At 62.3% G+C, this 26,763-nt stretch carries 25 protein-coding genes and 1 pseudogene; 13 read left to right on the top strand and 13 right to left on the bottom strand.

The window, feature by feature from the left end:
- Positions 1–34: 34 nt before the first annotated feature.
- The gene (locus ACM6JM_RS25400; RefSeq protein WP_414882718.1) at positions 35–391 is read left to right on the top strand and encodes a DUF6124 family protein; all 357 of its coding nucleotides are present in this window, start codon (positions 35–37) and stop codon (positions 389–391) included.
- A 102-nt stretch (positions 392–493) separates the two neighbouring features.
- On the opposite strand, the gene ACM6JM_RS25395 is transcribed toward ACM6JM_RS25400, so the two are convergent.
- Positions 494–2,191 (bottom strand): AMP-binding protein, encoded by a 1,698-nt coding sequence (locus ACM6JM_RS25395; protein WP_414882717.1) that lies wholly within the window; start codon positions 2,189–2,191, stop codon positions 494–496.
- A gap of 201 nt (positions 2,192–2,392) precedes the next feature.
- On the opposite strand from ACM6JM_RS25395, the gene ACM6JM_RS25390 reads away from it, so the two are divergent.
- The 4 genes from ACM6JM_RS25390 to ACM6JM_RS25375 are packed head-to-tail and all read left to right on the top strand — an operon-like array spanning position 2,393 to position 7,955.
- Positions 2,393–3,556: an isovaleryl-CoA dehydrogenase gene (locus ACM6JM_RS25390; RefSeq protein WP_064597789.1), complete on the top strand. Its 1,164-nt coding sequence runs from the start codon at positions 2,393–2,395 to the stop codon at positions 3,554–3,556.
- A gap of 13 nt (positions 3,557–3,569) precedes the next feature.
- Complete coding sequence (locus ACM6JM_RS25385) at positions 3,570–5,177, top strand: carboxyl transferase domain-containing protein (protein ID WP_007951515.1); 1,608 nt, start codon at positions 3,570–3,572, stop codon at positions 5,175–5,177.
- Positions 5,178–5,190: 13 nt separating this feature from the next.
- Positions 5,191–6,006 (top strand): gamma-carboxygeranoyl-CoA hydratase, encoded by an 816-nt coding sequence (locus ACM6JM_RS25380; protein ID WP_039767512.1) that lies wholly within the window; start codon positions 5,191–5,193, stop codon positions 6,004–6,006.
- A complete protein-coding gene (locus ACM6JM_RS25375; protein ID WP_074689010.1) occupies positions 6,006–7,955 on the top strand; it encodes an acetyl/propionyl/methylcrotonyl-CoA carboxylase subunit alpha in 1,950 nt (649 codons plus the stop codon). The genes ACM6JM_RS25380 and ACM6JM_RS25375 overlap by 1 nt, the downstream gene beginning before the upstream one ends.
- Positions 7,956–7,994: 39 nt before the next feature.
- Here ACM6JM_RS25375 and ACM6JM_RS25370 read toward each other — a convergent pair whose 3' ends face one another.
- Complete coding sequence (locus tag ACM6JM_RS25370) at positions 7,995–8,651, bottom strand: LexA family protein (RefSeq protein WP_039767691.1); 657 nt, start codon at positions 8,649–8,651, stop codon at positions 7,995–7,997.
- Positions 8,652–8,780: 129 nt separating this feature from the next.
- On the opposite strand from ACM6JM_RS25370, the gene ACM6JM_RS25365 reads away from it, so the two are divergent.
- Entirely contained in the window at positions 8,781–9,119 is a 339-nt protein-coding gene (locus ACM6JM_RS25365; RefSeq protein ID WP_039767517.1) for a DUF6124 family protein, read from the top strand.
- A 163-nt stretch (positions 9,120–9,282) separates the two neighbouring features.
- On the opposite strand, the gene ACM6JM_RS25360 is transcribed toward ACM6JM_RS25365, so the two are convergent.
- Complete coding sequence (locus ACM6JM_RS25360) at positions 9,283–9,501, bottom strand: hypothetical protein (protein ID WP_134333879.1); 219 nt, start codon at positions 9,499–9,501, stop codon at positions 9,283–9,285.
- Positions 9,502–9,598: 97 nt separating this feature from the next.
- Between ACM6JM_RS25360 and ACM6JM_RS25355 the strand changes: the two genes are divergently transcribed.
- Both ACM6JM_RS25355 and ACM6JM_RS25350 read left to right on the top strand, forming a co-directional pair.
- Entirely contained in the window at positions 9,599–10,750 is a 1,152-nt protein-coding gene (locus ACM6JM_RS25355; protein WP_064380763.1) for a M14-type cytosolic carboxypeptidase, read from the top strand.
- Positions 10,751–10,896: 146 nt separating this feature from the next.
- Positions 10,897–12,106, top strand: a pseudogene (locus tag ACM6JM_RS25350) (MFS transporter).
- A gap of 7 nt (positions 12,107–12,113) precedes the next feature.
- Here ACM6JM_RS25350 and ACM6JM_RS25345 read toward each other — a convergent pair.
- The gene (locus tag ACM6JM_RS25345; protein ID WP_011335009.1) at positions 12,114–12,659 is read right to left on the bottom strand and encodes a cytochrome b; all 546 of its coding nucleotides are present in this window, start codon (positions 12,657–12,659) and stop codon (positions 12,114–12,116) included.
- Positions 12,656–13,750 carry a catalase family peroxidase gene (locus ACM6JM_RS25340; RefSeq protein ID WP_414882716.1) on the bottom strand — a complete coding sequence of 365 codons (1,095 nt, stop codon included), beginning with the start codon at positions 13,748–13,750 and terminating at the stop codon, positions 12,656–12,658. The genes ACM6JM_RS25345 and ACM6JM_RS25340 overlap by 4 nt, the downstream gene beginning before the upstream one ends.
- A 157-nt stretch (positions 13,751–13,907) precedes the next feature.
- Between ACM6JM_RS25340 and ACM6JM_RS25335 the strand changes: the two genes are divergently transcribed.
- Complete coding sequence (locus tag ACM6JM_RS25335; protein WP_011335011.1) at positions 13,908–14,414, top strand: RNA polymerase sigma factor; 507 nt, start codon at positions 13,908–13,910, stop codon at positions 14,412–14,414.
- Positions 14,411–15,163, top strand: a complete 753-nt coding sequence (locus tag ACM6JM_RS25330; protein WP_414882715.1) for an anti-sigma factor family protein — start codon at positions 14,411–14,413, stop codon at positions 15,161–15,163. The genes ACM6JM_RS25335 and ACM6JM_RS25330 overlap by 4 nt, the downstream gene beginning before the upstream one ends.
- 5 nt (positions 15,164–15,168) lie before the next feature.
- Here ACM6JM_RS25330 and ACM6JM_RS25325 read toward each other — a convergent pair whose 3' ends face one another.
- From ACM6JM_RS25325 to ACM6JM_RS25295, 7 genes are all read right to left on the bottom strand, one after another.
- Positions 15,169–16,140 (bottom strand): spore coat U domain-containing protein, encoded by a 972-nt coding sequence (locus ACM6JM_RS25325; RefSeq protein WP_414882714.1) that lies wholly within the window; start codon positions 16,138–16,140, stop codon positions 15,169–15,171.
- Complete coding sequence (locus tag ACM6JM_RS25320; RefSeq protein ID WP_163975868.1) at positions 16,137–18,494, bottom strand: fimbria/pilus outer membrane usher protein; 2,358 nt, start codon at positions 18,492–18,494, stop codon at positions 16,137–16,139. The genes ACM6JM_RS25325 and ACM6JM_RS25320 overlap by 4 nt, the downstream gene beginning before the upstream one ends.
- 84 nt (positions 18,495–18,578) lie before the next feature.
- Positions 18,579–19,361 (bottom strand): molecular chaperone, encoded by a 783-nt coding sequence (locus ACM6JM_RS25315; RefSeq protein WP_039767533.1) that lies wholly within the window; start codon positions 19,359–19,361, stop codon positions 18,579–18,581.
- Positions 19,362–19,385: 24 nt separating this feature from the next.
- The gene (locus tag ACM6JM_RS25310) at positions 19,386–19,886 is read right to left on the bottom strand and encodes a spore coat U domain-containing protein (RefSeq protein ID WP_064597816.1); all 501 of its coding nucleotides are present in this window, start codon (positions 19,884–19,886) and stop codon (positions 19,386–19,388) included.
- 4 nt (positions 19,887–19,890) lie between these two features.
- Positions 19,891–20,427 (bottom strand): spore coat U domain-containing protein, encoded by a 537-nt coding sequence (locus tag ACM6JM_RS25305; RefSeq protein ID WP_039767536.1) that lies wholly within the window; start codon positions 20,425–20,427, stop codon positions 19,891–19,893.
- Positions 20,428–20,447: 20 nt separating this feature from the next.
- Positions 20,448–20,981, bottom strand: a complete 534-nt coding sequence (locus ACM6JM_RS25300) for a spore coat U domain-containing protein (protein ID WP_134333876.1) — start codon at positions 20,979–20,981, stop codon at positions 20,448–20,450.
- 101 nt (positions 20,982–21,082) lie between these two features.
- Positions 21,083–21,592, bottom strand: coding sequence for a spore coat U domain-containing protein (locus ACM6JM_RS25295; RefSeq protein ID WP_039767541.1), 510 nt, complete (start codon positions 21,590–21,592; stop codon positions 21,083–21,085).
- Positions 21,593–21,879: 287 nt separating this feature from the next.
- Between ACM6JM_RS25295 and zapE the strand changes: the two genes are divergently transcribed.
- Together zapE and ACM6JM_RS25285 are read left to right on the top strand one after the other, a co-directional pair.
- On the top strand, positions 21,880–23,013 hold the full coding sequence (zapE, locus tag ACM6JM_RS25290; protein ID WP_074689026.1) for a cell division protein ZapE: 1,134 nt from the start codon (positions 21,880–21,882) through the stop codon (positions 23,011–23,013).
- A 62-nt stretch (positions 23,014–23,075) separates the two neighbouring features.
- Positions 23,076–24,389: a leucine-rich repeat-containing protein kinase family protein gene (locus tag ACM6JM_RS25285; RefSeq protein ID WP_414882713.1), complete on the top strand. Its 1,314-nt coding sequence runs from the start codon at positions 23,076–23,078 to the stop codon at positions 24,387–24,389.
- A gap of 39 nt (positions 24,390–24,428) precedes the next feature.
- Here ACM6JM_RS25285 and ACM6JM_RS25280 read toward each other — a convergent pair whose 3' ends face one another.
- A complete protein-coding gene (locus ACM6JM_RS25280) occupies positions 24,429–25,133 on the bottom strand; it encodes a YebC/PmpR family DNA-binding transcriptional regulator (RefSeq protein WP_011335021.1) in 705 nt (234 codons plus the stop codon).
- Between the two features lie 220 nt (positions 25,134–25,353).
- On the opposite strand from ACM6JM_RS25280, the gene ACM6JM_RS25275 reads away from it, so the two are divergent.
- A complete protein-coding gene (locus tag ACM6JM_RS25275; protein ID WP_414882712.1) occupies positions 25,354–26,760 on the top strand; it encodes a type VI secretion system Vgr family protein in 1,407 nt (468 codons plus the stop codon).
- Positions 26,761–26,763: the final 3 nt, after the last annotated feature.

Genomic DNA, 26,763 nt, shown 5'->3' with positions numbered 1-26,763 from the left:
AATCCTCAAGCGACTCTTTCCGGAGTTCCAGCTGATGTCCAAGACCGTCATTCCACCGTTAGAAGATCCGGTGTCCCCGTACGAATTTCCCGATTCAAGAAAACTCCACGACGCGGCCGAACGCGCCCTCGACTATTACCTGACCCCGGCAGCCAAGATCATGGCCACGCCCTACACCCCAAACGACATGTTCATGGTCAACCCGCAAACCGACACGGAGTCCTTGCTGGCCAACGCCTGCGAATCCCTCGCGTCAGCCACGGTCATGCTCGGTGACTTTGCCGGCCTGCTGGAAGGGCCAAACCGCAAGACCCTGTTGGGCATTGCGCAAGTGGTGATGCTGGGTGAGTTGGCGGTGAATCAAGCGTTGGAAAATGTAGAGGTAAAGTAATAAGCGCTGCTTTCGAAGCCAGGGTCCGCGCCCTGGCTTCGAAGGCTCTGATCGATATAGAAAGTTGAAACTGTGGGAGCCAAGCCCCCACAGATCCGCTCCTCAGCCCTCGTTGCTACGCAACTCCTCGATACTGATCTCACGCATGCGGAATTTCTGGATCTTGCCCGTTACCGTCATCGGAAACTCCTCGACGAACTTGAAGTAACGCGGCGTCTTGAAGTGGGCGATGCGTTCCTTGCACCACGCTTGCAGCTCTTGTTCGGTAGCGCTGTGGCCGGGATGGAATTTGATCCAGGCGACGATTTCCTCGCCGTAACGCGAGCAGGGAATGCCGATCACCTGCACGTCCGCCACCGCTGGATGGGTGAAGAAGAACTCTTCCAGTTCACGCGGGTAAATGTTCTCGCCACCACGGATGATCATGTCTTTGTTACGGCCGGCGATGCACACGTAACCCTCGTCGTTCATGCTCGCCAGATCGCCGGTGTGCATCCAGCCTGCCGCGTCGATGGCTTCGGCGGTGGCCTGCGGGTTGTTCCAGTAGCCGAGCATCACGCTGTAGCCACGGGTGCACAATTCGCCGATGGTACCGCGTGGCACCGGGTTGCCGGCCTCGTCGATGATTTTGCTTTCGAGTTGCGGCTGGGTGCGGCCGACGGTGGTCACGCGCAGTTCCAGTTCATCGGATGGGCCGGTTTGCAGCGAGACCGGACTGGTTTCGGTCATGCCGTAGGCGATCTGCACTTCGCTCATGTGCATTTCGTTGATGACCCGGCGCATCACCTCGATCGGGCAGGTGGCGCCGGCCATGATCCCGGTGCGCAGGGTCGACAGGTCGAACTCGGCACGTTGCGGCTGATCGAGCATGGCGATGAACATGGTCGGCACGCCGTACAGTGCGGTGGCCTTTTCTTCGGCGACGGTGCTCAGGGTCAGCAGCGGATCGAAGGCATCGTTGGGATAAATCATCGTGCTGCCGTGGGTGATGCAGCCCAGGTTGCCCATGACCATGCCGAAGCAGTGATACAGCGGCACCGGGATCACCAGGCGATCGGCGGCGGTCAGGCCGAGGCTTTCGCCGACCATGTAACCGTTGTTGAGGATGTTGTAGTGACTGAGGGTCGCGCCCTTGGGGAAACCGGTGGTGCCGGAGGTGTACTGGATGTTGACCGGTTGATCGAAGTGCAGACTGTCGCTGCGTTCATGCAATTGTGCTGGCGAGACACTGGCGGCCAGATCTGCCAGTTGCGACCACGGAAGAAAACCCGAAGGCGGCTGCGGATCGAGGCTGATCAAGCCGCGCAGCTCCGGCAGGCGCTCGCTGCGCAGTTCGCCGATGGATTGCTCGGCCAGTTCCGGCAGCAAGCCTTGCAACATGCCGTGATAGTTGGAGCTCTTGAATGCCCCCGCGCAGACCAGCCATTGGCAACCGGATTGCTTGAGCACGTATTCGAGTTCGGAGCTGCGGTAGGCCGGGTTGATGTTGACCAGGATCACGCCGATCTTCGCGGTGGCGAACTGCGTGATACACCACTGCGCGCAATTCGGTGCCCAGATGCCGAGCCGGTCACCGGTCTGCAAACCCAACGCCAGCAGCGCTCTGGCATGCACGTCTACCGCGTCGGCCAGTTGCCGCCAGGTGTAACGCTGCTGCTGATGGCGCACCACCAGCGCCTCGCCGTCCGGGTACTGCGCGACGGTCTCGTCGAACTTCTGCCCGATGGTCATCGCCAGCAAGGCTTTGTCCTGGGAACCACGGGTATAGCTGCGCTGCGGGTTTGCACTGGGTTGATCCATGACGACCCCTATTGTCTTTATTAGTGGGTGTTGGAACGGAGCCACGGCAGCTCCGACCATTCAGAACTGGCTCTACTCTCGCCTAAGTTGACGTTAACGTAAAGGGCGATTGACAGCCATTCGTCACAGGCTTACGTTAACGTAAAGGTGAGAACTGAAACGCCCTTCTCCCCACCCTACAAAAAAGCCAAAAGGTGACCCATGAGCTACCCATCCCTGAACTTTGCCCTCGGCGAAACCATCGACATGTTGCGCGATCAGGTTCAGTCCTTCGTCGCCAAGGAGATCGCCCCGCGTGCCGCGCAGATCGACAGCGACAACCTGTTCCCGGCCGATCTGTGGCGCAAGTTCGGTGACATGGGCCTGCTCGGCATCACCGTGCCCGAAGAGTACGGTGGCGCTGGTCTGGGTTACCTGGCGCACGTGGTGGCGATGGAAGAAATCAGCCGTGGATCGGCTTCGGTGGCGTTGTCCTACGGCGCCCACTCCAACCTCTGCGTGAACCAGATCAACCGCAACGGCAATCACGAACAGAAAACCAAATACCTGCCGAAGCTGATCAGCGGCGAACATGTTGGCGCTCTGGCGATGAGCGAGCCGAACGCCGGTTCCGACGTGGTCTCGATGAAACTGCGCGCCGATAAACGCGGCGACCGTTTCGTGCTCAACGGCAGCAAGACCTGGATCACCAACGGCCCCGACGCCAACACTTATGTGATCTACGCCAAGACCGACCTGGAAAAAGGCCCGCACGGCATCACCGCGTTCATCGTCGAACGTGACTGGAAAGGCTTCAGCCGCAGCAACAAGTTCGACAAGCTCGGCATGCGCGGCTCCAACACTTGCGAGCTGTTCTTCGATGACGTCGAAGTGCCGGAAGAAAACATCCTCGGCGTGCTCAACGGTGGCGTGAAAGTGCTGATGAGCGGCCTCGATTACGAACGCGTCGTGCTGTCCGGCGGCCCGACCGGGATCATGCAGTCGTGCATGGACCTGATCGTTCCATACATCCATGACCGCAAGCAGTTCGGCCAGAGCATCGGCGAATTCCAGCTGATCCAGGGCAAAGTTGCCGACATGTACACCCAGCTCAACGCCAGCCGCGCGTACCTTTACGCCGTGGCCCAGGCCTGCGAGCGCAACGAAACCACGCGCAAGGACGCCGCCGGCGTGATCCTCTACACCGCCGAACGCGCCACGCAAATGGCCCTTGATGCGATCCAGATTCTCGGCGGTAACGGTTACATCAACGAATTCCCGGCCGGTCGTCTGCTGCGTGACGCCAAGCTGTACGAAATCGGCGCCGGCACCAGTGAGATCCGTCGCATGCTGATCGGTCGCGAACTGTTCAACGAAACCCGCTAAAACGGAGCTGTCCATGGCTATCCTGCATACCCAGCTCAACCCCCGTTCAGCGGAGTTCGCCGCCAACAGCGCGGCGATGCTCGAACAGGTCGACGCCCTGCACACCCTCCTTGCCCAAGTGGCCCAGGGCGGCGGCGCGAAAGCTCAGGAACGTCACACCTCGCGCGGCAAACTGCTGCCGCGTGAGCGGATCAACCGCTTGCTCGATCCGGGCTCGCCGTTTCTGGAGATCAGCCAATTGGCCGCTCACGCCGTGTATGGCGAAGACGTGCCGGCCGCTGGCGTGATTGCCGGGATCGGTCGCGTGGAAGGCGTCGAATGCATGATCGTCGCCAACGACGCGACGGTGAAAGGTGGTTCGTACTACCCGCTGACCGTAAAGAAACACCTGCGCGCCCAGACCATCGCCCAGCAAAACCGCTTGCCGTGCATTTATCTGGTGGACTCGGGCGGCGCCAACCTGCCGCGTCAGGACGAAGTGTTCCCGGATCGCGAACACTTCGGGCGGATCTTCTTCAACCAGGCCAACATGAGCGCCATGGGCATTCCGCAGATTGCCGTAGTCATGGGCTCCTGCACCGCAGGCGGCGCTTACGTACCGGCGATGGCCGACGAAGCGATCATGGTGCGCAATCAGGCGACGATTTTCCTCGCCGGCCCGCCGCTGGTGAAAGCCGCGACCGGTGAAGTGGTCAGCGCCGAAGACCTCGGCGGGGCCGATGTGCATTGCAAGATTTCCGGGGTCGCCGATCATTACGCCGAAAGCGACGAGCACGCCCTCGCCCTCGCCCGCCGCAGCGTCGCCAACCTCAACTGGCGCAAGCTCGGCGAAGTGCAGCAGCGCGCGCCGATTGCACCGCTGTACGCCAGCGACGAGTTGTACGGCGTGGTTTCGGCGGACGCCAAGCAGCCGTTCGATGTGCGCGAAGTGATTGCGCGACTGGTCGACGGTTCGGTGTTCGATGAATTCAAAGCGCTGTTCGGGACGACGCTGGTGTGCGGCTTCGCCCATCTGCACGGCTACCCGATCGCGATCCTCGCCAACAACGGCATCCTGTTCGCCGAAGCCGCGCAAAAAGGCGCGCACTTCATCGAACTGGCCTGCCAGCGCGGGATTCCGCTGCTGTTCCTGCAGAACATCACAGGCTTCATGGTTGGCCAGAAATACGAGGCCGGCGGCATCGCCAAGCACGGCGCCAAACTGGTGACCGCCGTGGCGTGCGCCAAGGTGCCGAAATTCACCGTGATCATCGGCGGCAGCTTCGGCGCAGGCAACTACGGCATGTGCGGGCGGGCCTACGATCCGCGTTTCCTGTGGATGTGGCCAAACGCGCGGATCGGCGTGATGGGCGCCGAACAAGCGGCCGGCGTGCTGGTTCAGGTCAAGCGCGAGCAGGCCGAACGCAGCGGTCAGGCCTTCAGTGCGGAACAGGAAAGCGAGATCAAGCAACCGATTCTCGACCAGTACGAAGAGCAGGGTCACCCCTACTACTCCAGCGCACGACTGTGGGACGACGGCGTCATCGACCCGGCGCAGACCCGCGATGTACTGGCCCTGGCCTTGTCCGCGTCGTTGAACGCGCCTATCGAACCGAGCCGCTTCGGCGTGTTCCGGATGTGATCGGGAGAACCTCATGAGCGACTTCAACACCCTCGAATTGCACAGCGACCCACGGGGTTTCGCGACCCTGTGGCTGAGCCGCGAAGAAAAGAACAACGCGTTCAACGCCGAGATGATCCGCGAACTGATCCTGGCTTTGGACAAGGTCGCCAGCGACGCCAGCCTGCGTTTCCTGCTGGTGCGCGGACGCGGCAAACACTTCAGCGCCGGCGCCGATCTGGCGTGGATGCAGCAATCGGCCGAACTCGATTACCACACCAACCTCGACGACGCCCGAGAACTGGCAGAGCTGATGTACAACCTCGCCAAACTGAAAATCCCGACGGTGGCCGTGGTGCAAGGCGCGGCGTTCGGCGGCGCGCTGGGTCTGATCAGTTGCTGCGACATGGCGATTGGCGCAGACGACGCACAGTTCTGCCTGTCGGAAGTACGCATTGGCCTGGCGCCGGCGGTGATCAGTCCGTTTGTGGTGCAAGCCATCGGCGAGCGCGCGGCACGGCGTTATGCGCTGACGGCCGAGCGTTTTGGCGGCCAACGGGCGCGTGAGATTGGATTGCTGTCCGAAAGCTATCCGGCAACCGAGCTTGAACAGAAAGTCGAACAATGGATCGACAACCTGCTGCTCAACAGCCCCGCCGCCATGCGCGCCAGCAAGGATCTGCTGCGTGAGGTCGGCAACGGCGCGCTGACGCCGGCCCTGCGCCGCTACACCGAAAACGCCATCGCGCGCATCCGTGTCAGCCCGGAAGGCCAGGAAGGTCTACGAGCCTTTCTGCAGAAACGTGCGCCGAGCTGGCAAGCCGCAACCACCACCAAGGAGCCGCGTTGATGAGCGCACCTGTTCTCACCACCCTGCTGGTGGCCAACCGTGGCGAAATCGCTTGCCGGGTCATGCGTACCGCCAAGGCGCTGGGCATGACCACCGTCGCCGTGCACAGCGCCACCGACCGCGAAGCGCGGCACAGCCGTGAAGCGGATATCCGTGTGGATCTGGGCGGCAGCAAAGCGGCCGACAGTTACTTACAAATCGACAAACTGATCGCCGCGGCCAAGGCCAGCGGCGCTCAGGCGATTCATCCGGGTTATGGCTTTCTGTCGGAGAACGCCGGGTTTGCTCGCGCCATCGAAGCGGCCGGCCTGATCTTCCTCGGCCCACCCGCCTCGGCCATCGACGCGATGGGCAGCAAATCCGCCGCCAAAGCCTTGATGGAAACCGCCGGCGTGCCACTGGTGCCGGGTTATCACGGCGAAGCTCAGGATCTGGACACCTTCCGCGATGCTTGCGAGCGCATCGGCTATCCGGTGCTGCTCAAGGCCACCGCTGGCGGTGGCGGTAAAGGCATGAAGGTCGTCGAGGACGTCAGTCAACTGGCTGAAGCGCTGGCCTCCGCACAGCGTGAAGCGCAGTCGTCGTTCGGCGACTCGCGGATGCTGGTGGAGAAATACCTGCTCAAGCCGCGCCATGTGGAAATCCAGGTGTTTGCCGATCAGCATGGCAATTGCCTGTACCTGAACGAGCGCGACTGCTCGATTCAGCGTCGGCACCAGAAGGTCGTCGAAGAGGCGCCGGCACCGGGTTTGAGCCCGGAACTGCGTCGTGCCATGGGCGAGGCGGCTGTGCGTTCGGCGCAAGCCATCGGCTACGTCGGTGCTGGCACGGTGGAGTTTTTGCTGGATGCTCGCGGCGAGTTCTTCTTTATGGAGATGAACACGCGGCTGCAGGTCGAACACCCGGTCACCGAAGCCATCACCGGGCTCGATCTGGTGGCCTGGCAGATTCGCGTCGCTCGTGGCGAAGCGTTGCCGATCACTCAGGATCAAGTGCCGTTGAACGGGCATGCGATTGAGGTTCGGCTGTATGCGGAAGATCCGTCGAATGACTTCCTGCCGGCAACCGGGCGTCTGGATCTGTATCGCGAATCCGCCGCAGGGCCGGGGCGCCGTGTGGACAGCGGCGTTGAGGAAGGCGACGAGATTTCGCCGTTCTACGATCCGATGCTCGGCAAGCTGATTGCCTGGGGCGAGGATCGTGAACAGGCGCGTTTGCGGCTGCTGAGCATGCTCGATGAGTTCGCGATTGGCGGGTTGAAGACCAACATCAACTTCCTGCGGCGGATCATCGGTCATCCGGCGTTCGCGGCGGCCGAGCTGGATACCGGGTTTATTCCGCGCTATCAGGAACAGTTGCTGCCAGCGCCTGCTGCGCTGAGCGATGAGTTCTGGGAGGCGGCGGCGCAGGCTTTTGCACAGAGCCTGCCGGGGATGGCTCGGGCGGATGATCCGGCTTCGCCTTGGGCGCTTCCCAGCGGTTTGCGCGCTGGGTTGCCACGGGAAATCACTCTGCATTTGAGTTGCGAGGGGCAGGACCGGGCGTTGACGCTCGGTGCTGGCGGCAGTGCAAAACTGATCGGCGAGCAACTGATACTCGAGCACGACGGGCTGCGTCGGCAGCTGCGGGCGATTCGTCGTGAAGAGGTGCTGTTTCTGCAATGGGACGGCGAGTTGCGACGCGTTGAAACGTATGACCCGATCAGCGCTGTCGACGCCAGCCACAGCCATCAGGGCGGTCTGACGGCGCCGATGAACGGCAGCATCGTGCGGGTGCTGGTGGAGGCCGGGCAAGCGGTTGAAGCCGGTGCGCAATTGGTGGTGCTCGAGGCGATGAAGATGGAGCACAGCATCCGCGCGCCCCATGCCGGGGTGATCAAGGCGCTGTATTGCCAGGAAGGCGAAATGGTCAGCGAAGGCAGCGCGCTGGTCGAGTTGGAGGAAGCTTGAAAGGTGGATCGATCCTACGCCTGGCGAGGATCGATCTGACTAGTATTTGGCCGTTGCCTGAACCACGACACCGATGATTCGGCACTCGTCGGTCAACAAGGCTTTCGGCCAGGTCGGATTGAGCGGCACCAGGTAACGCTGGCCGCCCTCTTCGATCAGCTTGCGGAAAATCGCCTCGTCGCTGTCCGGCCACTGGGCGATCACCAGTTTTCCGGGCTCGGCTTCCAGCGCCGGATCCACCAGGATCATCATCCCTTCGCCGATGCTCTGCCCGGTGGGCGCGGTCATCGCGTTACCCGTCACCGTCAGCCAGAACGCCGGGCCACGGGCGTGGTAATCCGTCAGTTCGAAACGTCGCTTGTCCTTGGCACTCGAATACGCTGGCTGGCTCTCGCGGGCCTCGACCGGCGCATTCCACTCGCTGACCGGATAGCGAAAGTAAGGGTTGTACTTCTGCGCCAGGGGCATTTCGTCGTCCGCATCGATCTGCGGTTCACGAATCACCACCGCGACCTCGAGATACTCCATGCCCAGCGCTTTCAGCACGCGGTTCATCTGCGTGATGCCGGGCTCGCGGCGCTTGTTCAGCCAATGGCCGATACCGCCCTGCGACATGCCGACGCGCTCGCCGAGTTCGACTTGAGTGACGTTGAGTTCACTCATTTTGGCCTTGACCAACTCAATCCATTTATCCATGTGCGGCACCATACGTGGACGCCTGCGGCCGGCAAAACACATATTGTAGTATTTAAATTCTGGTCACAAATACTGATAGTACTATTCTTGGGTCACGGATTTGAATCGACCAAGGAGTGACCTTTCACCATGAATATCACCAGCAAAGACTTGCCCGACCTGCAAATGGATACCACCTTCACCTCCCCGCAAGGGTGTGCCGCTGCGCAACGGGCGTTGGACTATTACTTGAAACCAGCTGTGTCAGAACCGGATGCAGAGGAACGCTTCTTCGGCGTGAACAGCAACCTGAGTGGCGAAGAATCCCTGGTCCACGCCTCCGACCTGCTGCGATGCGCAGCAGCCACGGCGTTCAAGGCTGCGGATGGCTTACAGGGCGTCAACCGGGATCTGGCGTTTTCGGTCGTGCACATGGTGGACATGGCACGAGCGATGGTCGATCACTCGCTCGATGGCGCGGTTCGCTGAAGACGGGAGTTCGGACGGACAGGAAAGAACTTTCCAATCGCGCAGATAAAAACATTTGACTTGCAAATGATAATGATTATTATTGCAAGCAGCTGGTCGCGAGATCAGTCGATGGACCAGAGACCTTAGGTCGGTCTTCTGGACTATCTCCTCATCAGGCTAATCACGGTTTTTGACCCGGCTTTTTGCCGGGTCTTTTTTTTGCCAGTTTTCTGGCTTGTGGCTTCAGGCTAATGAAGTCTTTGGGTGCCGCAAATTCGATGGCGCGGATAATATCAAAAGAATATTGCCTGGCAAGCGAACCCCGGCCGCATTGGGGCAAAGTAATGCCAATTAGCACTTGAGAATCAATCGCATAGCCACTAAGCTGCATCCGCGTCACGGAAGACGCCCCCCGCCGCAACCCGCAATTTCCCTCGGTTTCACCCCTGTCTTGCGTGTAAAGTAGCCGCCATAAAAATCATATTCAGGAACCGATTATGACCGTGGCCAAATCTTCGTTCGACATCAGCGCCAACTTCGACAGCGGCAACATCCAAGTCATCGACATCAGCAACCCGCTCAACCCGGTTCTGGCAATTCGGCCAGATACCCGCAGCGGCCATTTCCAGTGGTTCCACTTCAAGGCCAGCGGCCTGCACGTTCATCAGGAACACTGGTTCCGACTGGTCAACGCCAGTCAGTCCTCCTACAACAAGGCCTGGACCGGCTATCAGGCGGTCGCCTCTTACGATCACGTCAACTGGTTCCGCATTCCGACCCAATTCGAAGGCGACAGCCTGCGCTTCTGCCTCGAAGCCGAGCAGACCCACGCCTGGTTCGCCTACTTCGAGCCCTACAGCCGTGGCCGTCATGATTGGCTGATCGAGCAGGCGCTGACCAAGGCCGGCACCGAACTGCTGGCCACCGGAAAAAGCGTCGAAGGCCGCGACATTCAGCTGCTGCGCAAAGGCACTGGCGCCGAAGGTCGCCGCAAGATCTGGATCATCGCCCAGCAACATCCCGGCGAGCACATGGCCGAGTGGTTCATGGAGGGCGTGATCGAACGCCTGGAACATCATGACGATCCAGTGCTGAACAAACTGCTGGCCAGCGCCGATCTGTACCTGGTGCCGAACATGAACCCGGACGGCGCCTTCCACGGTCACCTGCGCACCAATGCCATGGGCCAGGACCTGAACCGCGCCTGGCAGAACGCCAGTCAGGAAGTCAGCCCCGAAGTACTTTTCGTACAACAGCAAATGGAAAAGTACGGCGTCGATCTGTTCCTCGACGTACACGGCGACGAAGAAATTCCCCACGTGTTCACCGCCGGCTGCGAAGGCAATCCGGGTTACACCCCGCGGATCGAGAAACTCGAAGAACACTTCCGCAGCCACCTCAAGCACACCACCAAAGATTTCCAGACCAAGTATGGCTACACCCGCGATGAACCGGGCCAGGCCAACATGACCTTGGCCTGCAACAGCGTCGGCCAGAAGTTCGACTGCCTGTCACTGACCCTGGAAATGCCGTTCAAGGATCACGATGATGCGCCGAATCCGCTCACCGGCTGGTCGGGCAAGCGCTCGAAGCAACTGGGCAAGGACGTGCTGACCACCATCGCGGACATGGTCGACACCCTGCGCTAATCCCCTCGGATTTTCGCTTCACGAAAGATCGCAGCCTGTCTGCGATCTTTTTTTTGCGCCGACTTTTACTCAATCAGGTTGCAAATAAAAACCGGATTACTTACCGTCATTCAAGTTTCAACTTGAAACCTGAAAGGACCCGGGACATGAAAACTGCAACACTCGATAAAGGTGTCGTACTGCTTTTCGCCATCGCTTGCGGCCTCGCGGTGGGCAACGTGTATTACGCCCAGCCGCTGCTGGATGCGATGGCCGAAGCCTTCGAGATCTCGCCGGGCAGCATCGGCATCGTCATGACCTTGACCCAGGTCGGCTACGGCTTCGGGCTGTTATTGCTCGTACCCCTCGGCGACCTGCTCAACCGCCGCCGGCTGATCGTCATGCAAACACTGTTGTCCGCCGCGGCCCTGCTGATGATCGCCTTGGCCTCGAACAGCGCCTGGCTGCTGATCGGCGTCACTTTGACCGGCCTGCTGGCCGTGGTCACCCAGGTGCTGGTCGCCTACGCCGCGACTCTGGCCGTCCCGGCACAACGGGGAAAGGTTGTGGGCGTGATCACCAGCGGCATCGTCGTCGGCATTCTGCTGGCGCGCACGGTGGCCGGCGGCATGGCTGATCTGGCCGGCTGGCGCTCGATCTATCTGCTGTCGGCGGGGTTGACGCTGGTGATGGCCGCGCTGCTGTTTCGGGTGTTGCCCAAAGATGAAGACGCACGGCCGACCACACGTTACGTGGCATTGATCGCCTCAGTGTTCAGCCTCTTTCGTGAGGAACCGGTGTTGCGCCAACGAGCAATCCTCGCCCTGCTCACCTTCGCCAGCGCCATGGTGCTGTGGACGCCGATGGTGTTGCCGCTGGCCGCCCCGCCGCTGTCGCTTTCCCACAGGGAGATCGGATTGTTCGGACTCGCCGGCGCGGCGGGTGCACTCGCCGCCGCCAGAGCCGGACACCTGGCGGATCGAGGGTTGGGGGCAATGGGTAAGCGGTCTGTCTCTGCTGCTGATGCTCGGTTCGTGGTTGCCGATCGCACTGACCCAGTCTTCGTTGTGGGCGTTGCTGCTTGGCGTCATCACCCTGGATCTGGGCTTGCAGGCCGTGCACGTCACCAGCCAGAGCATGATCTACAACGTCCGCCCGGAGGCGCAGAGCCGACTGACCGCCGGCTACATGCTGTTTTACTCGATAGGCAGCGCCTTGGGCTCAATCGCCTCGACGGCCATGTACGCCTGGGCTGGATGGCCGGGCGTCTGCTGGCTGGGTGCCGCAATCAACATGGTCGCGTTGCTGTACTGGTGGCGAACGCTGGCCACCCGGAAACGTGACGAGGCGGCTTGCGCCCTCGCCACGTCGGACTGACACACGATCAACCGCGATTGCGTCCCCGCAGCATGCTGTCGAGCACTTCGTCGCGGCGCACCCAGCCATGGAACAGCGCGGCCGCCAAGTGCAGCAGCACGGTCAGGAACAACAGATACGCCAGATACCCGTGAGCCTTGCGCAGCAACGCGAACACCTGCGCATCCGCCGGCACGATCGACGGCAATTGCAGGGACGTGCCGAGCATCACCGGATCCCCCGCCGCGCTGATCATCGCCCAGCCGAGCAGCGGCAATACCAGCATCAGCGCGTACAGCAACAGATGAGAGGCCTTGGCCGCCATCACTTGCCAGCCCGGCAGATCCGCCGGCAGCGGCGGCTGACGGGTGCCCAGTCGCACCAGAATGCGCACGATCACCAAAGCGAGTATCGCGATGCCCAACGGTTTATGCAGGTTGATCAACCATTCATGCCGCGCCGACACCGAGGTCACCATACCGGCGCCGATGAACAACATCGCGATGATCATCAACGCCATCAACCAGTGCAGCAACCGCGCCAGCGGATTGAAATGAGTCGGTTGCGTGCTCATGGGCGAGCCTCCTTTTTGCCGGTGGGCAGTTGGCTGACTTCGCTGGTGCGACGCAGGTAGGAATCGGCGTAACCGGCCGAGCGCGCGGCCAGCAACGGATCGTTGGAACCCTGAATGCCGGCCGGCAGCACCAGCGGATCGTAGTTGATGTCACGGCATTCGCCGCTGAGCTGCGGCTGGGTCTTTTCCAGCACCAGGGTGCCGGCGTTCAACATCTTGCGGCCGGCGGGCCAGGTCTTGCTCGCATCGTTCACCGGATCGTCGGCGTTGGCCAAGGTGATGTTCAACTGAAAGCGCAACGGCCCTTCCGCCAGGCGCTGCACCAGGTCTTTTTCAAGGAAATCGCTACCTTCAGGCGCGGTCGCACCGGCAGCGTCCTGGGCCAGAGGCGTCATGCTCCAGCGCACCGCCTGCTTCTTGCCGCTGGCATCCACCAGATAGAACGCGTTGACGCTGTTGTAGGTTTCCGTCGCGTAACTGGCCGAAGGTTTGGCGGTTTTAATCCAGGTCAGAAACGGCACGGCCTCCGGATGTGCGGCAAAAAATGCCGGCACCTTGGTCGGGTCCGGTTTACCGGTGGCGGGATCCGGCGATTGCGCCTGCTGCAACTGATAGAACGCCTCGGGCGTGCCAACCGGGAACACCGGCATGCTGTTCATCCCGGTGCGCCACTGCTGGCCGTTGGCCTGAGTGAAACGCAGCGCCAGGCTGCGGATCGGTACGGCGCTGTCCGGCGCATACGGACTGCCGGCCGGCAACGCAAAGCGCCCGACCACCGGAGTGCGCGGCTCGTTGAACACTTGCGCGACAGAATACGAGCGAGCCTCGCCGCTGCTCTCGAAATGTCCGATCACGCACACACCTTTGGCGTGATTGCGGCGAAAGCCCGGATGCACGCCGTTGTTCTTTTCCAGCACATCGACCAGCGCTTTTGGCGTCAGGCGTTGTGGGTCAAATGAACCATGAACGTAGGCAAACGCCCCGGCCAGGGCTGCGACTACCACGGCGATTCCGCCAAGACGCAACACCAGGCTCGCGGCACTCAGTGGCGGGCGTTGTGGCCCGCCGGGCGATGAACTGCGATCAACCATGAAGCACTCCAGGGCCATCGGCCACAAGTAGGAAGAATCAGCAAGACGCACGCCATCGGGATTTATTCCACGGCCCGGTATTTATTTTTCAGAACGTGGAATAACCTCCAATGCCGGGCGTCTTCCTAGTCCACAGCGTAGCGACTAGCAGAACTTCATGAGCGAATTCGACGAACAACTGCGAGAAATAATCCCCAGATTGCGGCGTTTTGCCGTGTCGCTGACACGCAACAGCAGCAGCGCCGACGACCTGGTACAGGCCAGTCTGGAGCGCGCGCTGTCGGGTTGGGGCGACAAACGCGCCGACGGCGATCTGCGCGCCTGGCTGTTTTCGATCCTGTACCGGCAGTTTCTCGATGCGCATCGGCGTTCGCGGCGGTATGCGCGGATGCTCGAATTCTTCACCGGCCGCGATGACGCCGAGCCCTCGGTGGAACGCACCGTGATTGCCCAATCGACCTTGAAGGCCTTTGACCGACTGCCCACCGAACAGCGCGCGCTGCTGCTGATGGTGTCGGTGGAAGGCCTGACCTATAAGGAGGTCGCCGAGATTCTCGACGTCCCCACCGGCACCGTGATGTCGCGCCTGTCCCGTGCTCGCCAGGCCCTGCGCCAGCTCAGCGACGGGGAAATCAGCAGCCCTTCCTTGCGGATACTCAAATGATCAGTCTGCCCCCCAACGAACGTGACCTGCACGCCTACGTCGACCATCAGCTCAGCGAATCCGACCGGCATGTGCTGGAAACCTGGCTCGCCAGTCACCCGGACGAAGCGGCGCAGGTTCGCGCCTGGCAACAGGACGCCCAGCACCTGCGCGCCGCCCTCGGCGGTGCCTTGCAACAACCAGCTAATCCGGACCTCGATCCGTCGCTGATTCGCCAGCGCCTCAAACGCCAATCGCGCCGCCAGTGGGCCAGCGCGGCGGTGCTGCTGATTGCCGTCAGCCTCGGCGGTGTCGGTGGCTGGAAAGCCCGGGACATGACCGTGTTTCATCCCCCGGCACCGATGACGGACGCCTTGCAGGCGTACCGTTTGATCGCCCAGCAAGGGCTTCTGCCGGCGGACTACAAGGTCGATGGCGACGGCGACATCCAGCGCTGGCTCGACCGTTATTTCACTCAGGCCAATCGCCTGCCGGACCTGACGTCGGCCGGGTTTTCACCGGTCAGCGGCCGTCTGCTGAGCACCGATGAGGGCCCGGCGGCGATGGTGATGTATGAAGACCAGAGCGGGCACAAGGTCAGTTTCTACGTGCGTCCACCGGGACCGAAAAATACCTTCCTGCCCCGGGGCAGCCGCCAGGACGGGGATCTGCAGGCCGAGTACTGGTCCGGCAAAGGCTACAACTACGCGATGGTCAGTCCGACCGACACACCCACAGCGAAAATGCTCAAGCAATCCGTAAGTTTCTAACCGGTTCAGAACCCCACATCCAGCACCACATTGTCCAGATAGGTTCCAGCGGGCGGCGTGGTCTGGTCGGTGTAGATTTTCGCGTTGTAATTGAAGATCTGGCTACCAGTGCCCAGGCCGTTGCCGGGGTTGACCTCGGCATCGCTGCTGGCCCGGCGGGCCGCGCCGACACTGCCCCAACGGGTGGTCCCGGCACTCTTGAAAATGTCGTAGGCCAGATAGTTGCTGCCGGAAATCATCCGCCGTCGTCCGCCGACGCTCAGCGCATTCTGCCCGTCATTCAGCCCTACGGTATAGGCACTGCCCTTGGTGCAGGCGAGGTTGATGGTTTGCCCCGTAACCTGGGTGAACGCACTGACCACCGGCGCGCTGCCGAAAGCGATGTTCGGCGCGGTGATGGTGCAATCGTTGGACACCGTCAGGTTGACCGTCAGTGTCGTGGTACCGCTGTTGATGTCGCGGCCCAGGCAAAGCCCGCCGACACCGATGCCCGAACAATAATTCCAGTTCCAGAAAATGCTCAGGGTCTCGGTATACACCCCGGCCGCCACGTTGCTGCCGATGGTGGTGCCGAAGTAGAGCGGAACGGTTTTCGGCACCGTACCGCTGAGCAAACCGAGGGCGTCGATGATGCCGTTGCGGGCGAAGTCATAGGCGGTGCCTCGGGTCAGCGGGTAACTGGTGCTGTTGTTGGCGTAGATCGTGTAACCGATCACGTCGCCGGAGGGCCCGAGCAAACCGCTCTGGGTCGAGGTGACGGTGGCCCAGAAATGATCATTGTTCGTCAACAGCGACAGCAGCGAACCGGTGCAACTCAAGCCTCCGTTCAGGGTAGAACTGGGTTGCGAGGTGGTGCGCACGGCGATCGAACTGATGTTGCCGAACCCGGCCGGCGTGGTGGTCACCACCGAACACAGCGCCTGCGCCAGCCCCGGCAGCAGCAACAACAGCCACAGAGCAAGCCGCGCCCGGATCATTGGCACACCAACGGGCCGATCAGCGGCACTTCATCCTGCTGCAGATCGACGCTGAATTGCGCCTGGCAGGTCTTGCCGTCCGCGAGAGTCACCCGCAGCGAATTCTGCGCCTGTAGGTTTTCCAGGTAGACCAGTCCGTCCCAGCCGACCACCGTCCGCGTGCCGCTCTGCTCGTGCAGCACGCCACTGCCCAGCGGCAATTCCTTTTGCTGCGCATCCACCAGCACGATGCTCGCGGCGATCACCCGGCTCAGCGGAAACTCCAGCAGATAGCCGCTGCCCCGGCGCACCGCTACACGTTGCTCGACATTCGGGCTGCGCACGTTGGCCGGCAGGTTCAGCGGATCGATTTCGTATTTGCCGCGGTAATAGGCGCTGCTCCACGGCACCAGCAAGTGGCCGTTGCGGTCGGTCTGGCCGACCTGCTGGTTCTCGTAACGCACCGGAATGTCCGCGTAGCCGTCGGTGCTGACCACCACGAACGCATCGTCGATGCGGTTGGCGGCGAACACTTGATCATCCATCCACACCAGCGAGCCGCTGGCATCGGCCCAACGGGTTTCGGCGTCGGACGTCCCGTAGACGCCGGCCTGCAGTTGCACCGATTGCAGGCGCCAGGTCACATCGGCCTGGCGGTAATCGGCGCCGTCGCCCTTGGCGTAGCCGAGATTGAAGCCCACTCCGCCCTCGGACGGCACAGCGCGGCTGTAGTTGACCCGCTGCTGCGTCTGCCCGGTCTTGCTGCGTTCGCTGCTGATGGCCAGGCTGCCGCGCAGGTCGAACGGAATCACCAGTTGCGCCTGCACCGCCCAGTTGCTGTCGCCGATTTCGCGGTTGGCCGACAGGTAGAAACTGCTGTTGCGCCACAGCGGTTTGCTCCAGCTCAGATTGAGCAACCGCGTGCGGGTTTCGTCTGCCGCGCGAATATCGAAATAACCGACGCCGAGACTGCCCCAGCGCTCGAGGTTGAGGCTCAGGGTCGCCTGTTCACTGCGCCGGCTGAGTGTGGTGTAAGGACTGTCCACGACCGTCAGGTCGGCATAGCGGTCACGGCGTTGCAGACGCTGATAGGAAAAGCTGTAGCGCTGGCCGCTGTATTGATAACCGAGGCTCAGCTGCTGCCCGCCGTCACCGTCGAAACGACTCTGGCTGATCGCACTGTTGAGTACTCCGAAATTGCCCAGCCGCAAGTTACCGCCCAGTCCCCCAAGGGTCAGGGTATCCGCCGCTTCGGCGTGACTCTCCAGGGTAAAGGTGTCGCTGACGCCGTAGCGCAGACTGCCCGAAGTCACGCCCGGCCCGTAGCTGAAATCCTTCAGGCCGTAATCCCGGCGCAACGTACCGGCGGCCACCGAAAAATCGCTCAGACCCTTTTGCAACAGGCTGCTGGTGACGTAGAACGGCACCGTGGTCGACACCTGCCGGCCCAGCGCATCGGTAGTCACCACCACCGCTTCGCCAGCGCCGTTGATGAACGGAATGTTGGTCAGGGTGTACGGGCCCGGCTGCAGGTCGGTGCTGCTGGACTTGTAGCCGTTGATGAACAGATCCACCGAGGACGGCACCGCCGCTTCCCCGGCGAACTGCGGCAGCGGATAGGTCACCAGATCCGGACGCACCGCAAAATCCCGTGAGAACTGCACGCCGCCCAGCCGCACCGAACTGCTCCAGGGCAAGGCGCCGCTGACCACGTCCCCGGCCTCGTAGGTCAGCATCCGTTCATCATCGGAGTAGCGCCAGGTGGTGTCGTAACGCAGATAGCCGTTGTCCAGCGTGCTGACCGCATCCCCCGACAACGTACGGCGATATTGCCCGGTGTTCGACAACGTGCCCCAACTGTCGAACAGCCGCACCTCGTTCCACGCCGCGAGATAAGTGCCGGCGTCGTCGGTGTCATTGAGGTAGAGGTCATAGTTGAACAAAGCGCCGAAACTGCTCAGCGCCGGGGTGCGCGGATAGACTTCACGGTTACCGATGAACTGCTCCGGCAGCCAGTCCGGCGGCACGTCGAGCAGCAAGCGCTGGCTGACGCTGTCGTAATCGCTGTGCAGGCCCGGCAGGCCGTCTAGATCGACTTCGGCACCGGCCTCTTCCGGCAGCTTCATGCCGGTGTCGCGCAATACGCTGGCCGGCAGGAACAGGCGCCCGCCGCGCTGCTCCACCGCCACCACCCGACCGGTATTCATCTGGTTGACCACCAGTTCCAGAAACAACTGTGCATCACTCACGGCCTCCATGCCGCTGGGAGGCGGCGGCAGTTCACCGGCCCCGGATGGATGAATGAACATCAGGCACCACGCGCCGGTCATGAGCCACAACGGACGCTGAATACTGCGAGCCCATCCCGGACTCATTAGCGTGTTACGTCCGTCAATGGACTGATTCCTCCTGAAACCGCTGGCGCCGAAGCCTGAACACTTCGACATGGCTCACTACGGCTATCGCGCCGGCGGAATGCTCTGCACCTTGGCCGCGCCATTGATACGTCCCGCCAGCTCTCCCGCCACCGGCCCCGGTGCCGGCCAGCGCATCACCGCGCCGGGCAATACGTAACCGAGCAGACCCTCGGCCAACGGTTTGCTTTGGCCACCCTGCTTGATGGCGACATCGGTCAGCCGCGCATGAACCGCGCCCTGATTGCGCACTTCCACATAAGGACGGCCCTCCACCGCCACCGTGCGCCAGCTCAATTGCGGCAGGCCGATGCCCTTGGGATCACGCTGGCGGGCGCTGTCCTCCTTGCTCCACAAACCCGCGCCATAGGCGAACAGCGGTACCGAGTAGCGCATCTGGAAGCGGATCGCCGCAGCGGTCTTGCCGTCTTCGGCGACGGGCGGCTGGGCCGAGGGGATTTCATCGATGATGATCCGATACGCCAGCTCCTGGCCTGGCGGCACGTCCTTGGTACGGGTCAGGCGCACCAGTTGCTTCTGACCCGGCTCGATCTTCGCCACCGGCGGACTGCCGATCACCTCGCGTTGATTGCGGTATTGCTCTTCGAAACCGCTCTGGCTCCAGCCAAACACGCGGATCTGCAGGTTGGCGGTTTCCGTGCCGCGATTTTCCAGCCACAGCGCACTGGCCTGCTGATCGGCCTCCAATACCGGGTCGATCGGCCAGATCAGCACCGAACTGGCGGCCTGGGCCTTGAGCGTCCCGAACATGACCAGCGCCAGCACGGCGCAACACGCGAACGAATAGCGTGACGTGAAAAACCCCATAAACCTGCTCCTTGTCATTTCACATCACCACGACAGCTGCACCTGCAACACATCGCTGTATGTCCCCCCGGGTTGATTGCCCGGCAATTGCACCTGCCCGTAGATCGGCAGACTGATGTTGTTCGCGTCGCTGTAGGCCACCGCCACACTCTGGCCGATGCCCAGGCTCTGGCTGTACGCCGCATCGCGAAACAGCGCATACGCCACCTTCGCGCTGCCTCCGCTGATCTGCATTCGTCGTCCGCCGCTGTTGTATTGGCCGCCATCGACCGTCATGTTCAGCGCCACCCCCGGCGTGCATTGCAGCGTCACGCCACCGGTCAACGCGACCTGTACCGTGCCGGTAGCCAGCGCCGACCGCGAACCGAAATTCAGCCCGCCATAGTTCGATACGCCCCCCACCACCAGACAGCCCGGCGTCACCGTGGCACTGACCTGAAAACTCTGACTGGTGACCGCCGCCAACGGCAGCGGCAAGCTGCCCGCACACAGCAGCAACAGCCCCGCACAGCCATGCCGGCCCATGGCGCTAGAACGTCAGTTCAACGGAAATCGTGTCGGTATAAGTACCCGCCGGCAGCCCGGCCTTGCCGACCGCCTGACCGTAGATGTTTACGGTCTGCGCCACACCGGTGCTGGCCGCGAGGTTGATCACCCCGTCGATGGCCAGCAATTGCGAGTGCCCGGCGTCGGTGTACAGGTCATACGGCACGTAATTGGCCACTCCGTCATACAACGCGCGAGTGCCACCCGGCGAGAGCCCGTCATGGGCGCCGGCCCGGACCTTGACCGTCGGCGTGGTGCCGGCCGAGCACAGGATCGACAGCGCCCCGCCCCCGCCGCCCAGCACCTGCCCGGTGGCCGTGGTGAACAGGCTGTTGGCGGTGCCGAAGTTCAACGCACCGAAGTTCAGCCCGGTAGAACCGCCGGAACCGTTGACCTGGCAACTGCTGATCAGGGTCAGGCTGGAAGTGATCTGGCCGGTGACCGTGGTGGCGGCATTGACGCTGGAAGCGAGCGTCAGGCCGAGCAACGACAAACCTATCCTTGATGCAATCGTACGCATGGTGTCCGTCCTCTACGGGGTTACCAGTCGAGCGTCACCGTCAGGGTGTCGGTATAGACACCGGCCGGTACCGCACGGGTGTTCGCCACCACCGAACCAAATACCGGAATGGGTATCTGTGCGCCGCTGGTGACAGCGAAATTGTGTTGTTGACCAATGCTGTAGCTCTGGCTGCCGGAGGCATCGAGAAACAGCTGATAGGGGAGTGTCTGGCGCCCGTTGCTCAGGCGGCGTGTGGTGCCGTCGCCATGGGTGCCGCCGTCGATGGTCACGGTGAAGCCGGTCACCGAAGGATTGCAGGCGACGTTGAGCTGGCCGCTGCCCGCTTCGCTGAGGCTGGCCTTGATCGGTGCGTTCCAGGTCGGGCCCTGCTGGCCGAAATCGAGAGAGCCCAGCCCATCCACCGGGCTGGCGGGGCTTGAGGCGTTGGTCACTTCGCAGCCGGCGATCAACGTCAGCCGCGCGACGATCTGCCCACTGACTGCCGCTGGCGCGACCTCGGTGAGCATCAGCAGCGTGGCTATGGCGATGACCCGCCCGTGTCTGTCCATCATTGAGCGCCTACTCCTTCAGGATCACTCGACCATTGCGCTCATCACTGAACGCCCTTCCCTGCGCCACCCGGATCCAGCGGATGGCTGAAAAAACGCCGCGATCACCAAGTGACCGTCACCTTCACCAGATCCGAATACCGGCTGACCCGTGGCACTTCTGCCATCCGTTCGATCCGCCCGTATAGCGGCAAGTCCACCGTGCCGCTGTCCGGCACCCGGCCACTGACCGGCACATCCACCACCAGCGGCACCCGCCGCGCAGCGTCCTGATACAGGCGATAAGGAATCGGCTTGCTGCCGGCCTCCCCCACCATATAGCGCACCTCACCGACGCCACCGTGCAGGCCGCCATCGACACGCAACTGGTACGGGGTGTCCGGGTTGCATTCCAGACGCGGCAGGCGCGAATTCGTCAGCGCCGCTCCGAGTGGCCCGTCCCGGTCGCCGAGCCGCGCCGTGGTGCCGAAGTCGAGTACGCCCAGTTGTTCGATACCGGCTTCACGTTGCTGGCCAACCAACTGGCAACCGCGCTGCACATCGACCCGCACCTCGACCTGAAGATCGGCGGCGTGGACCGGTGCCGCGAGCCCGCCCAGCAATGCCCAGACCATCCCTGCTTTCACCGCCCGCTCCCTGATCGCGACGGCGTATCTGCCGTTACAGTGTTTCAGGTTAGCAACGGACACCGATTGCGCCAGTCGATTGGATCCAGTCACCCGCCGGGAATTGTTTCGAAAGGTTGGCAACAGGTCGATTCATAATGTTGAAAAAACCTGTACACACCGCAGATTACTGTCTGGAAAAACGATAAAGCGCAGTGGAAGCAAAACTACCCGTCTGGTTACACTACGCCGCCGCGCTCGCGGGGAGCCGGCCCGATGATGACGGAGTGACTGCAGTGCCCGCCCGACCGCCCGAACGTTCGCGTCTGACCCATCGCTGGCCAGCCTTGCGCCGCTTCTTCGGCAAACGCTCCAGTACCGCTGCGGGCCAGTGCGCTGCCAGCGCGCAATCGGTCCGCGACTACTTCCGGCAAAAGGCCCACGGCCAGGGCTACACCCTCAGCCACAGCCAGCAGCGGGTCATCGACTGCATGGCGCAGCAGGCCGGCCTGTTGTTCGGCACCCCTGCGCAAACCCCGCCCAGCCTGTATCTGCACGGTGCGGTCGGGCGCGGCAAGAGCTGGCTGCTGGACGGATTCTTCGAGGCGTTGCCGATCGCGCAAAAGCGCCGTCTGCACTTCCATGGGTTCTTCGCCCAGTTGCACCAAGGCATGTTCGAGCATCGTGACTGCGACGATGCCTTGGCCGTTACCCTCGATGCGCTGCTGATGGATTGTCGGGTGCTGTGTTTCGATGAATTTCATGTGCATGACATCGGCGATGCGATGCTCATCTCCCGCTTGTTCAAGGCGCTGTTCAAGCGCGGGATCCTGTTGCTGGTGACCTCCAACTACCCGCCCGAAGGCTTGCTGCCCAACCCGCTGTACCACGCGCGGTTCAAACCGGTGATCGACCTGATCAATGCGCGCATGCAGGTCATGGAAGTCGGCGGCCCGCACGATTACCGCAGCCAGGCGCGTCGGCATGCGCATCAGGTGTTCACCCAAGGCTATTACGTCTGGCCGGCCACCCCGGCGCAGCGCCAGGCTTTGAAGCTGCCGCCACTCGGCACCACGCCGTTGCCATTGGCAGTCGGCAGCCGCCATTTGCAGGCGCGACTGTGCGAAGACCGGCGTGTCGGGTTTACCTTCAACGACCTCTGCGAACAGCCCACCGCCGTGATGGATTATCTGGAACTGTGCCGGCGCTTCGACCACTGGATCATCGATGAGCTGCCGGAGTTGGGCGAATGTTCGATCGCAGCCCAGCAGCGCTTCATCAACCTGATCGACGTGCTCTACGATCAGGACAAGCACCTGACCCTGCTCGGCCGGCTCCCGTTGCGTGAAAGCCTCGGCGGCCAGGCGATCGATCTGGCCCGCACCCGCAGCCGGCTCGGGCAATTGCGCGAAGTGCACGAACCGGGCTGATTTGCCGTTATCATGCCGCCCATTTCCGGCGCTCGGGCGCCTTCCAGATAGCGATCCTTTTCATGCACACCCTTGCACAACTGCGCGCCGGCGAACTGTCGGGCATCACCCGGCTGGATCTGGCTGAAGGCTTGAGCGAATTTCCACCGGAGATTTTCAACCTGGCCGACACGCTGGAAGTGCTCAACCTCAGCGGCAATGCCCTGAGCAGTCTGCCGGACGACTTGCATCGTCTGACGCGCCTGCGCGTGCTGTTCTGCTCGGACAATCAGTTCACCCGGTTGCCGGCGTGCCTGGGCCAGTGTCAGACGCTGACGATGATCGGTTTCAAGGCCAACCGGATCACTCAGGTGCCCGGCGCGGCGCTGCCGCCGCAGTTGCGCTGGCTGATCCTGACCGACAACGCCATCGAAACCCTGCCCACGGAACTGGGCGAGCGTCCGCTGTTGCAAAAGCTCATGCTCGCCGGCAATCGCCTGCGCACGCTGCCGCCGTCACTGAGCCAGTGCCATCGGCTGGAACTGATCCGTATTGCCGCCAACCAGTTGACCGAGCTGCCGCAATGGCTGCTGACCTTGCCGAGCCTGACCTGGCTGGCCTACGCCGGCAATCCGCTGGAAACCGAAGCCGATGCCGACGCGCTCAACAACGCGCCCCTGATCGACTGGTCGGCGCTGCAGCTGGAGCAACGGCTGGGCGAAGGCGCTTCCGGGGTGATTTACCGGGCACAGTGGCAGCCTGCGAATCAGCCGGCCACGCCCGTGGCGGTCAAGTTGTACAAGGGCGAGATGACCAGCGACGGCTCGCCGCTGCATGAAATGAACGCGTGCATCACCGCCGGGCTGCACCCGAACCTGATCCGCGTTGAAGGCCGAATCGACCAGCATCCCGATGGCCAGCAAGGTCTGGTGATGCAGTTGATTGATCCGAGCTACCGCAACCTGGCCGGGCTGCCGAGCCTGGCGTCCTGTTCACGGGATGTGTATGCCGAGGATTGCCGCTTCAGTGCCGACGTCGCCCTGCGTATTGCCCGGGGCATCGCCTCGGTCGCCGGGCATCTGCACCGTCACGGCATCACCCATGGCGATCTCTACGGACACAACATTCTGTTGAACGATCAGGGCGATTGTCTGCTGGGGGATTTTGGCGCGGCGTCATTCCATGCCACGGCGGACACGCCTGAAACCCGTGCGCTGCAACGCCTCGAAGTGCGGGCATTCGGGATTCTGCTGGGGGAACTGCTGGCGCGCATCGACTCGGGGTTGAGTGATGAACAGCGTCAGGCGCTGGAGGCCCTGGAACAGCGCTGCTGTCAGCCGGATGTGCTGGCGCGGCCGGGGTTCGGCGAGATCAGCCAGGCGTTGCAACACGCCTGAAAAAAAATCGCAGCCCGAGGGCTGCGATTTTCTGGTGTGTCAGCCGGCCAGACCGACGAACATGTCCTGCACGTCGTCATGGTTGTCCAGGCCTTCGAGGAACGCCTCGACTTCAGCCATCTGCTCGTCGCTCAGACCGCTGACCGGGTTCTTCGGCTGGTAGCCGAGTTTGGCCGACAGCACGGTGAAGCCTTGTTCCGGCAGGGCTTTCTGCACGGCATCGAGGTCGGTCGGATCGGTCAGGAACAGGGTCGCACCCTCTTCGCCCGCTTCGAAATCCTGCGCGCCGGCTTCGATCGCGGCCATTTCCGGATCGGCGTCCGGGGTGTCCGGCGACGCTTCGATCATGCCGACATGGTTGAAGTCCCAGGCAACGGAACCGGAAGCACCCAGTTGACCCTTGCGGAACGCCACGCGGATTTCCGCCACGGTGCGGTTGATGTTGTCGGTGACGCACTCGACAATCAGCGGCACCTGATGCGGCGCGAAGCCTTCGTAGGTCACGCGATGGTACTGAACGGTTTCGCCCAGCAGGCCTGCGCCCTTCTTGATGGCGCGGTCCAGGGTCTCCTTGGGCATCGAGGCTTTCTTGGCCTGTTCGACCACCAGACGCAGGTGTGCGTTGGTGGCGGTATCGGCACCGTTACGCGCAGCAATGGTGATTTCCTTCACCAGTTTGCCGAAGATCTTGCCCTTGGCATTGGCTGCCGCTTCTTTGTGTTTAACCTTCCACTGTGCGCCCATTACTCACTCTCTTGATCTGTGGCGCCGAGACATCTATTGGCCGACGCATGGCGGCAAGTTTATACGGCCTAAAGTCGGCAATCGACCAAAAAATCCGCTGCGGATCGACATCTTCTACGCGCCTTGTAGGGCGATTCTGAAAAACCGGTTTGCCACGTCCAATCAACGTCGCGTTTTCGTACCCTCTTTCGCCCGTATTGCCTGACAGAGCCCGACCCACATGCTCAATGACAAGGAAAGTCCGTTTTCGCTGACCCTGGCCGAAGGCGGAATTAGCCTGCCGGTCCTGCGCTTCAGCGGTCATGAAGCGTTGAATCAGCCCTATCGGTTCGAGATCGAGGTCATGGGCCTGGCGCCCGCCTGGTCACCCGGCACGTTGCTGCATCAGACGGCGTTTCTGCATCTGGACGACGACCACGGAGTTCACGGCATCATTCAAAGTGCCAGCTGCGAACATCGCGCAACGCACCGGATCGCCTACCAACTGGTGCTGATGCCGCATCTGCAAACGCTGGAGCAACATCCCGTACGCCGGGTCTTCACGCAACTGAGCGTGCCGGCCATCCTTGAGCAACTGCTCAGCGAACATCACCTGCCTGCCCACAGCTACCGGATCGAGATGACCGTCGGCCACTATCCGCCGCGTCCGTTCTGCATTCAGTACGACGAAACCGATTTGGCCCTGTTGCATCGGCTTTGCGAAGAGGAAGGCATTCACTACCACTTCGAACATCAGCCGGACGGCCATGTGGTGGTGTTCGCCGATGACAGCCTGAGCCTGCCACAGCAACTGACGGCGATTCCTTTCAACACCCAACTCGATGCGCCAACCAGCGGCCTCAGCAGCCTGTCCCAGCGGCATGAGGCAATACTGCCTCCGATGCCTGCCGGCGTACGAGAGCGAGGGCAACCGATCAAGGGTCAGGAGGCCGCCAATCACACGCTGGGCAGTACCGTCGCCCCACAGGAGTCTCTGCCAACTGCGCAACGTCACGCCACCCAGCGCAGTCGCCGTCTACTCGAGCGCCAACGCTGCCGGTCGCGCTCGATTCAGGGCCGCAGCGATTGTCTGCGCCTGCTCAGCGGGCGCCTGTTGCAAGTCACGGAGCACCCGGTGAACGCCTTCAACGAGCAGTGGCTGATCACCGAATTGCGTCATCAGGGCCAGCAACCTTCGATTCTCGATCCGGTACCCACGGTTCGCCGGTATCACAACGACTTCTCGGCGCTGCCCTGGTCGACCCCGTTTCGCCCGCCGCCGAAACAACCGCGTCCGCGCATTCCGGGGTATCACCCGGCGCAATTGCTTGGTGCACCGGGGCAACCGGCGCAGGTGGACGATCAGGGACGCATGGCCGTCCGGTTATGGCCGGAACATTCACCTGACGGCGCAAGCGAAGGGTTGTGGCTGCCGTTGGTCATGCCCCATGCCGACGCCTGCGTACCTCGGGAAAATCTTCCCTGCGCCGGCAGCGAAGTCTGGGTCAGTTTTCTCGACAGCGATCCCGACCGACCGATCCTCTGCCTCGACGCCTGCCGCCCCCGAGCGTCGCAGCCCACGGAAGCCGAGCCCGACGACGACCTCTTGCTCGACTGGCTGCTCAACCGCTCCGCCCCACCGCGCTGACGC

Source organism: Pseudomonas sp. IT-P2, from assembly GCF_949767575.1.
In the GTDB taxonomy this organism is placed as follows: Bacteria; Pseudomonadota; Gammaproteobacteria; order Pseudomonadales; family Pseudomonadaceae; genus Aquipseudomonas; species Aquipseudomonas pharyngis.
This window is presented reverse-complemented; position numbering and strand designations above follow the sequence as displayed.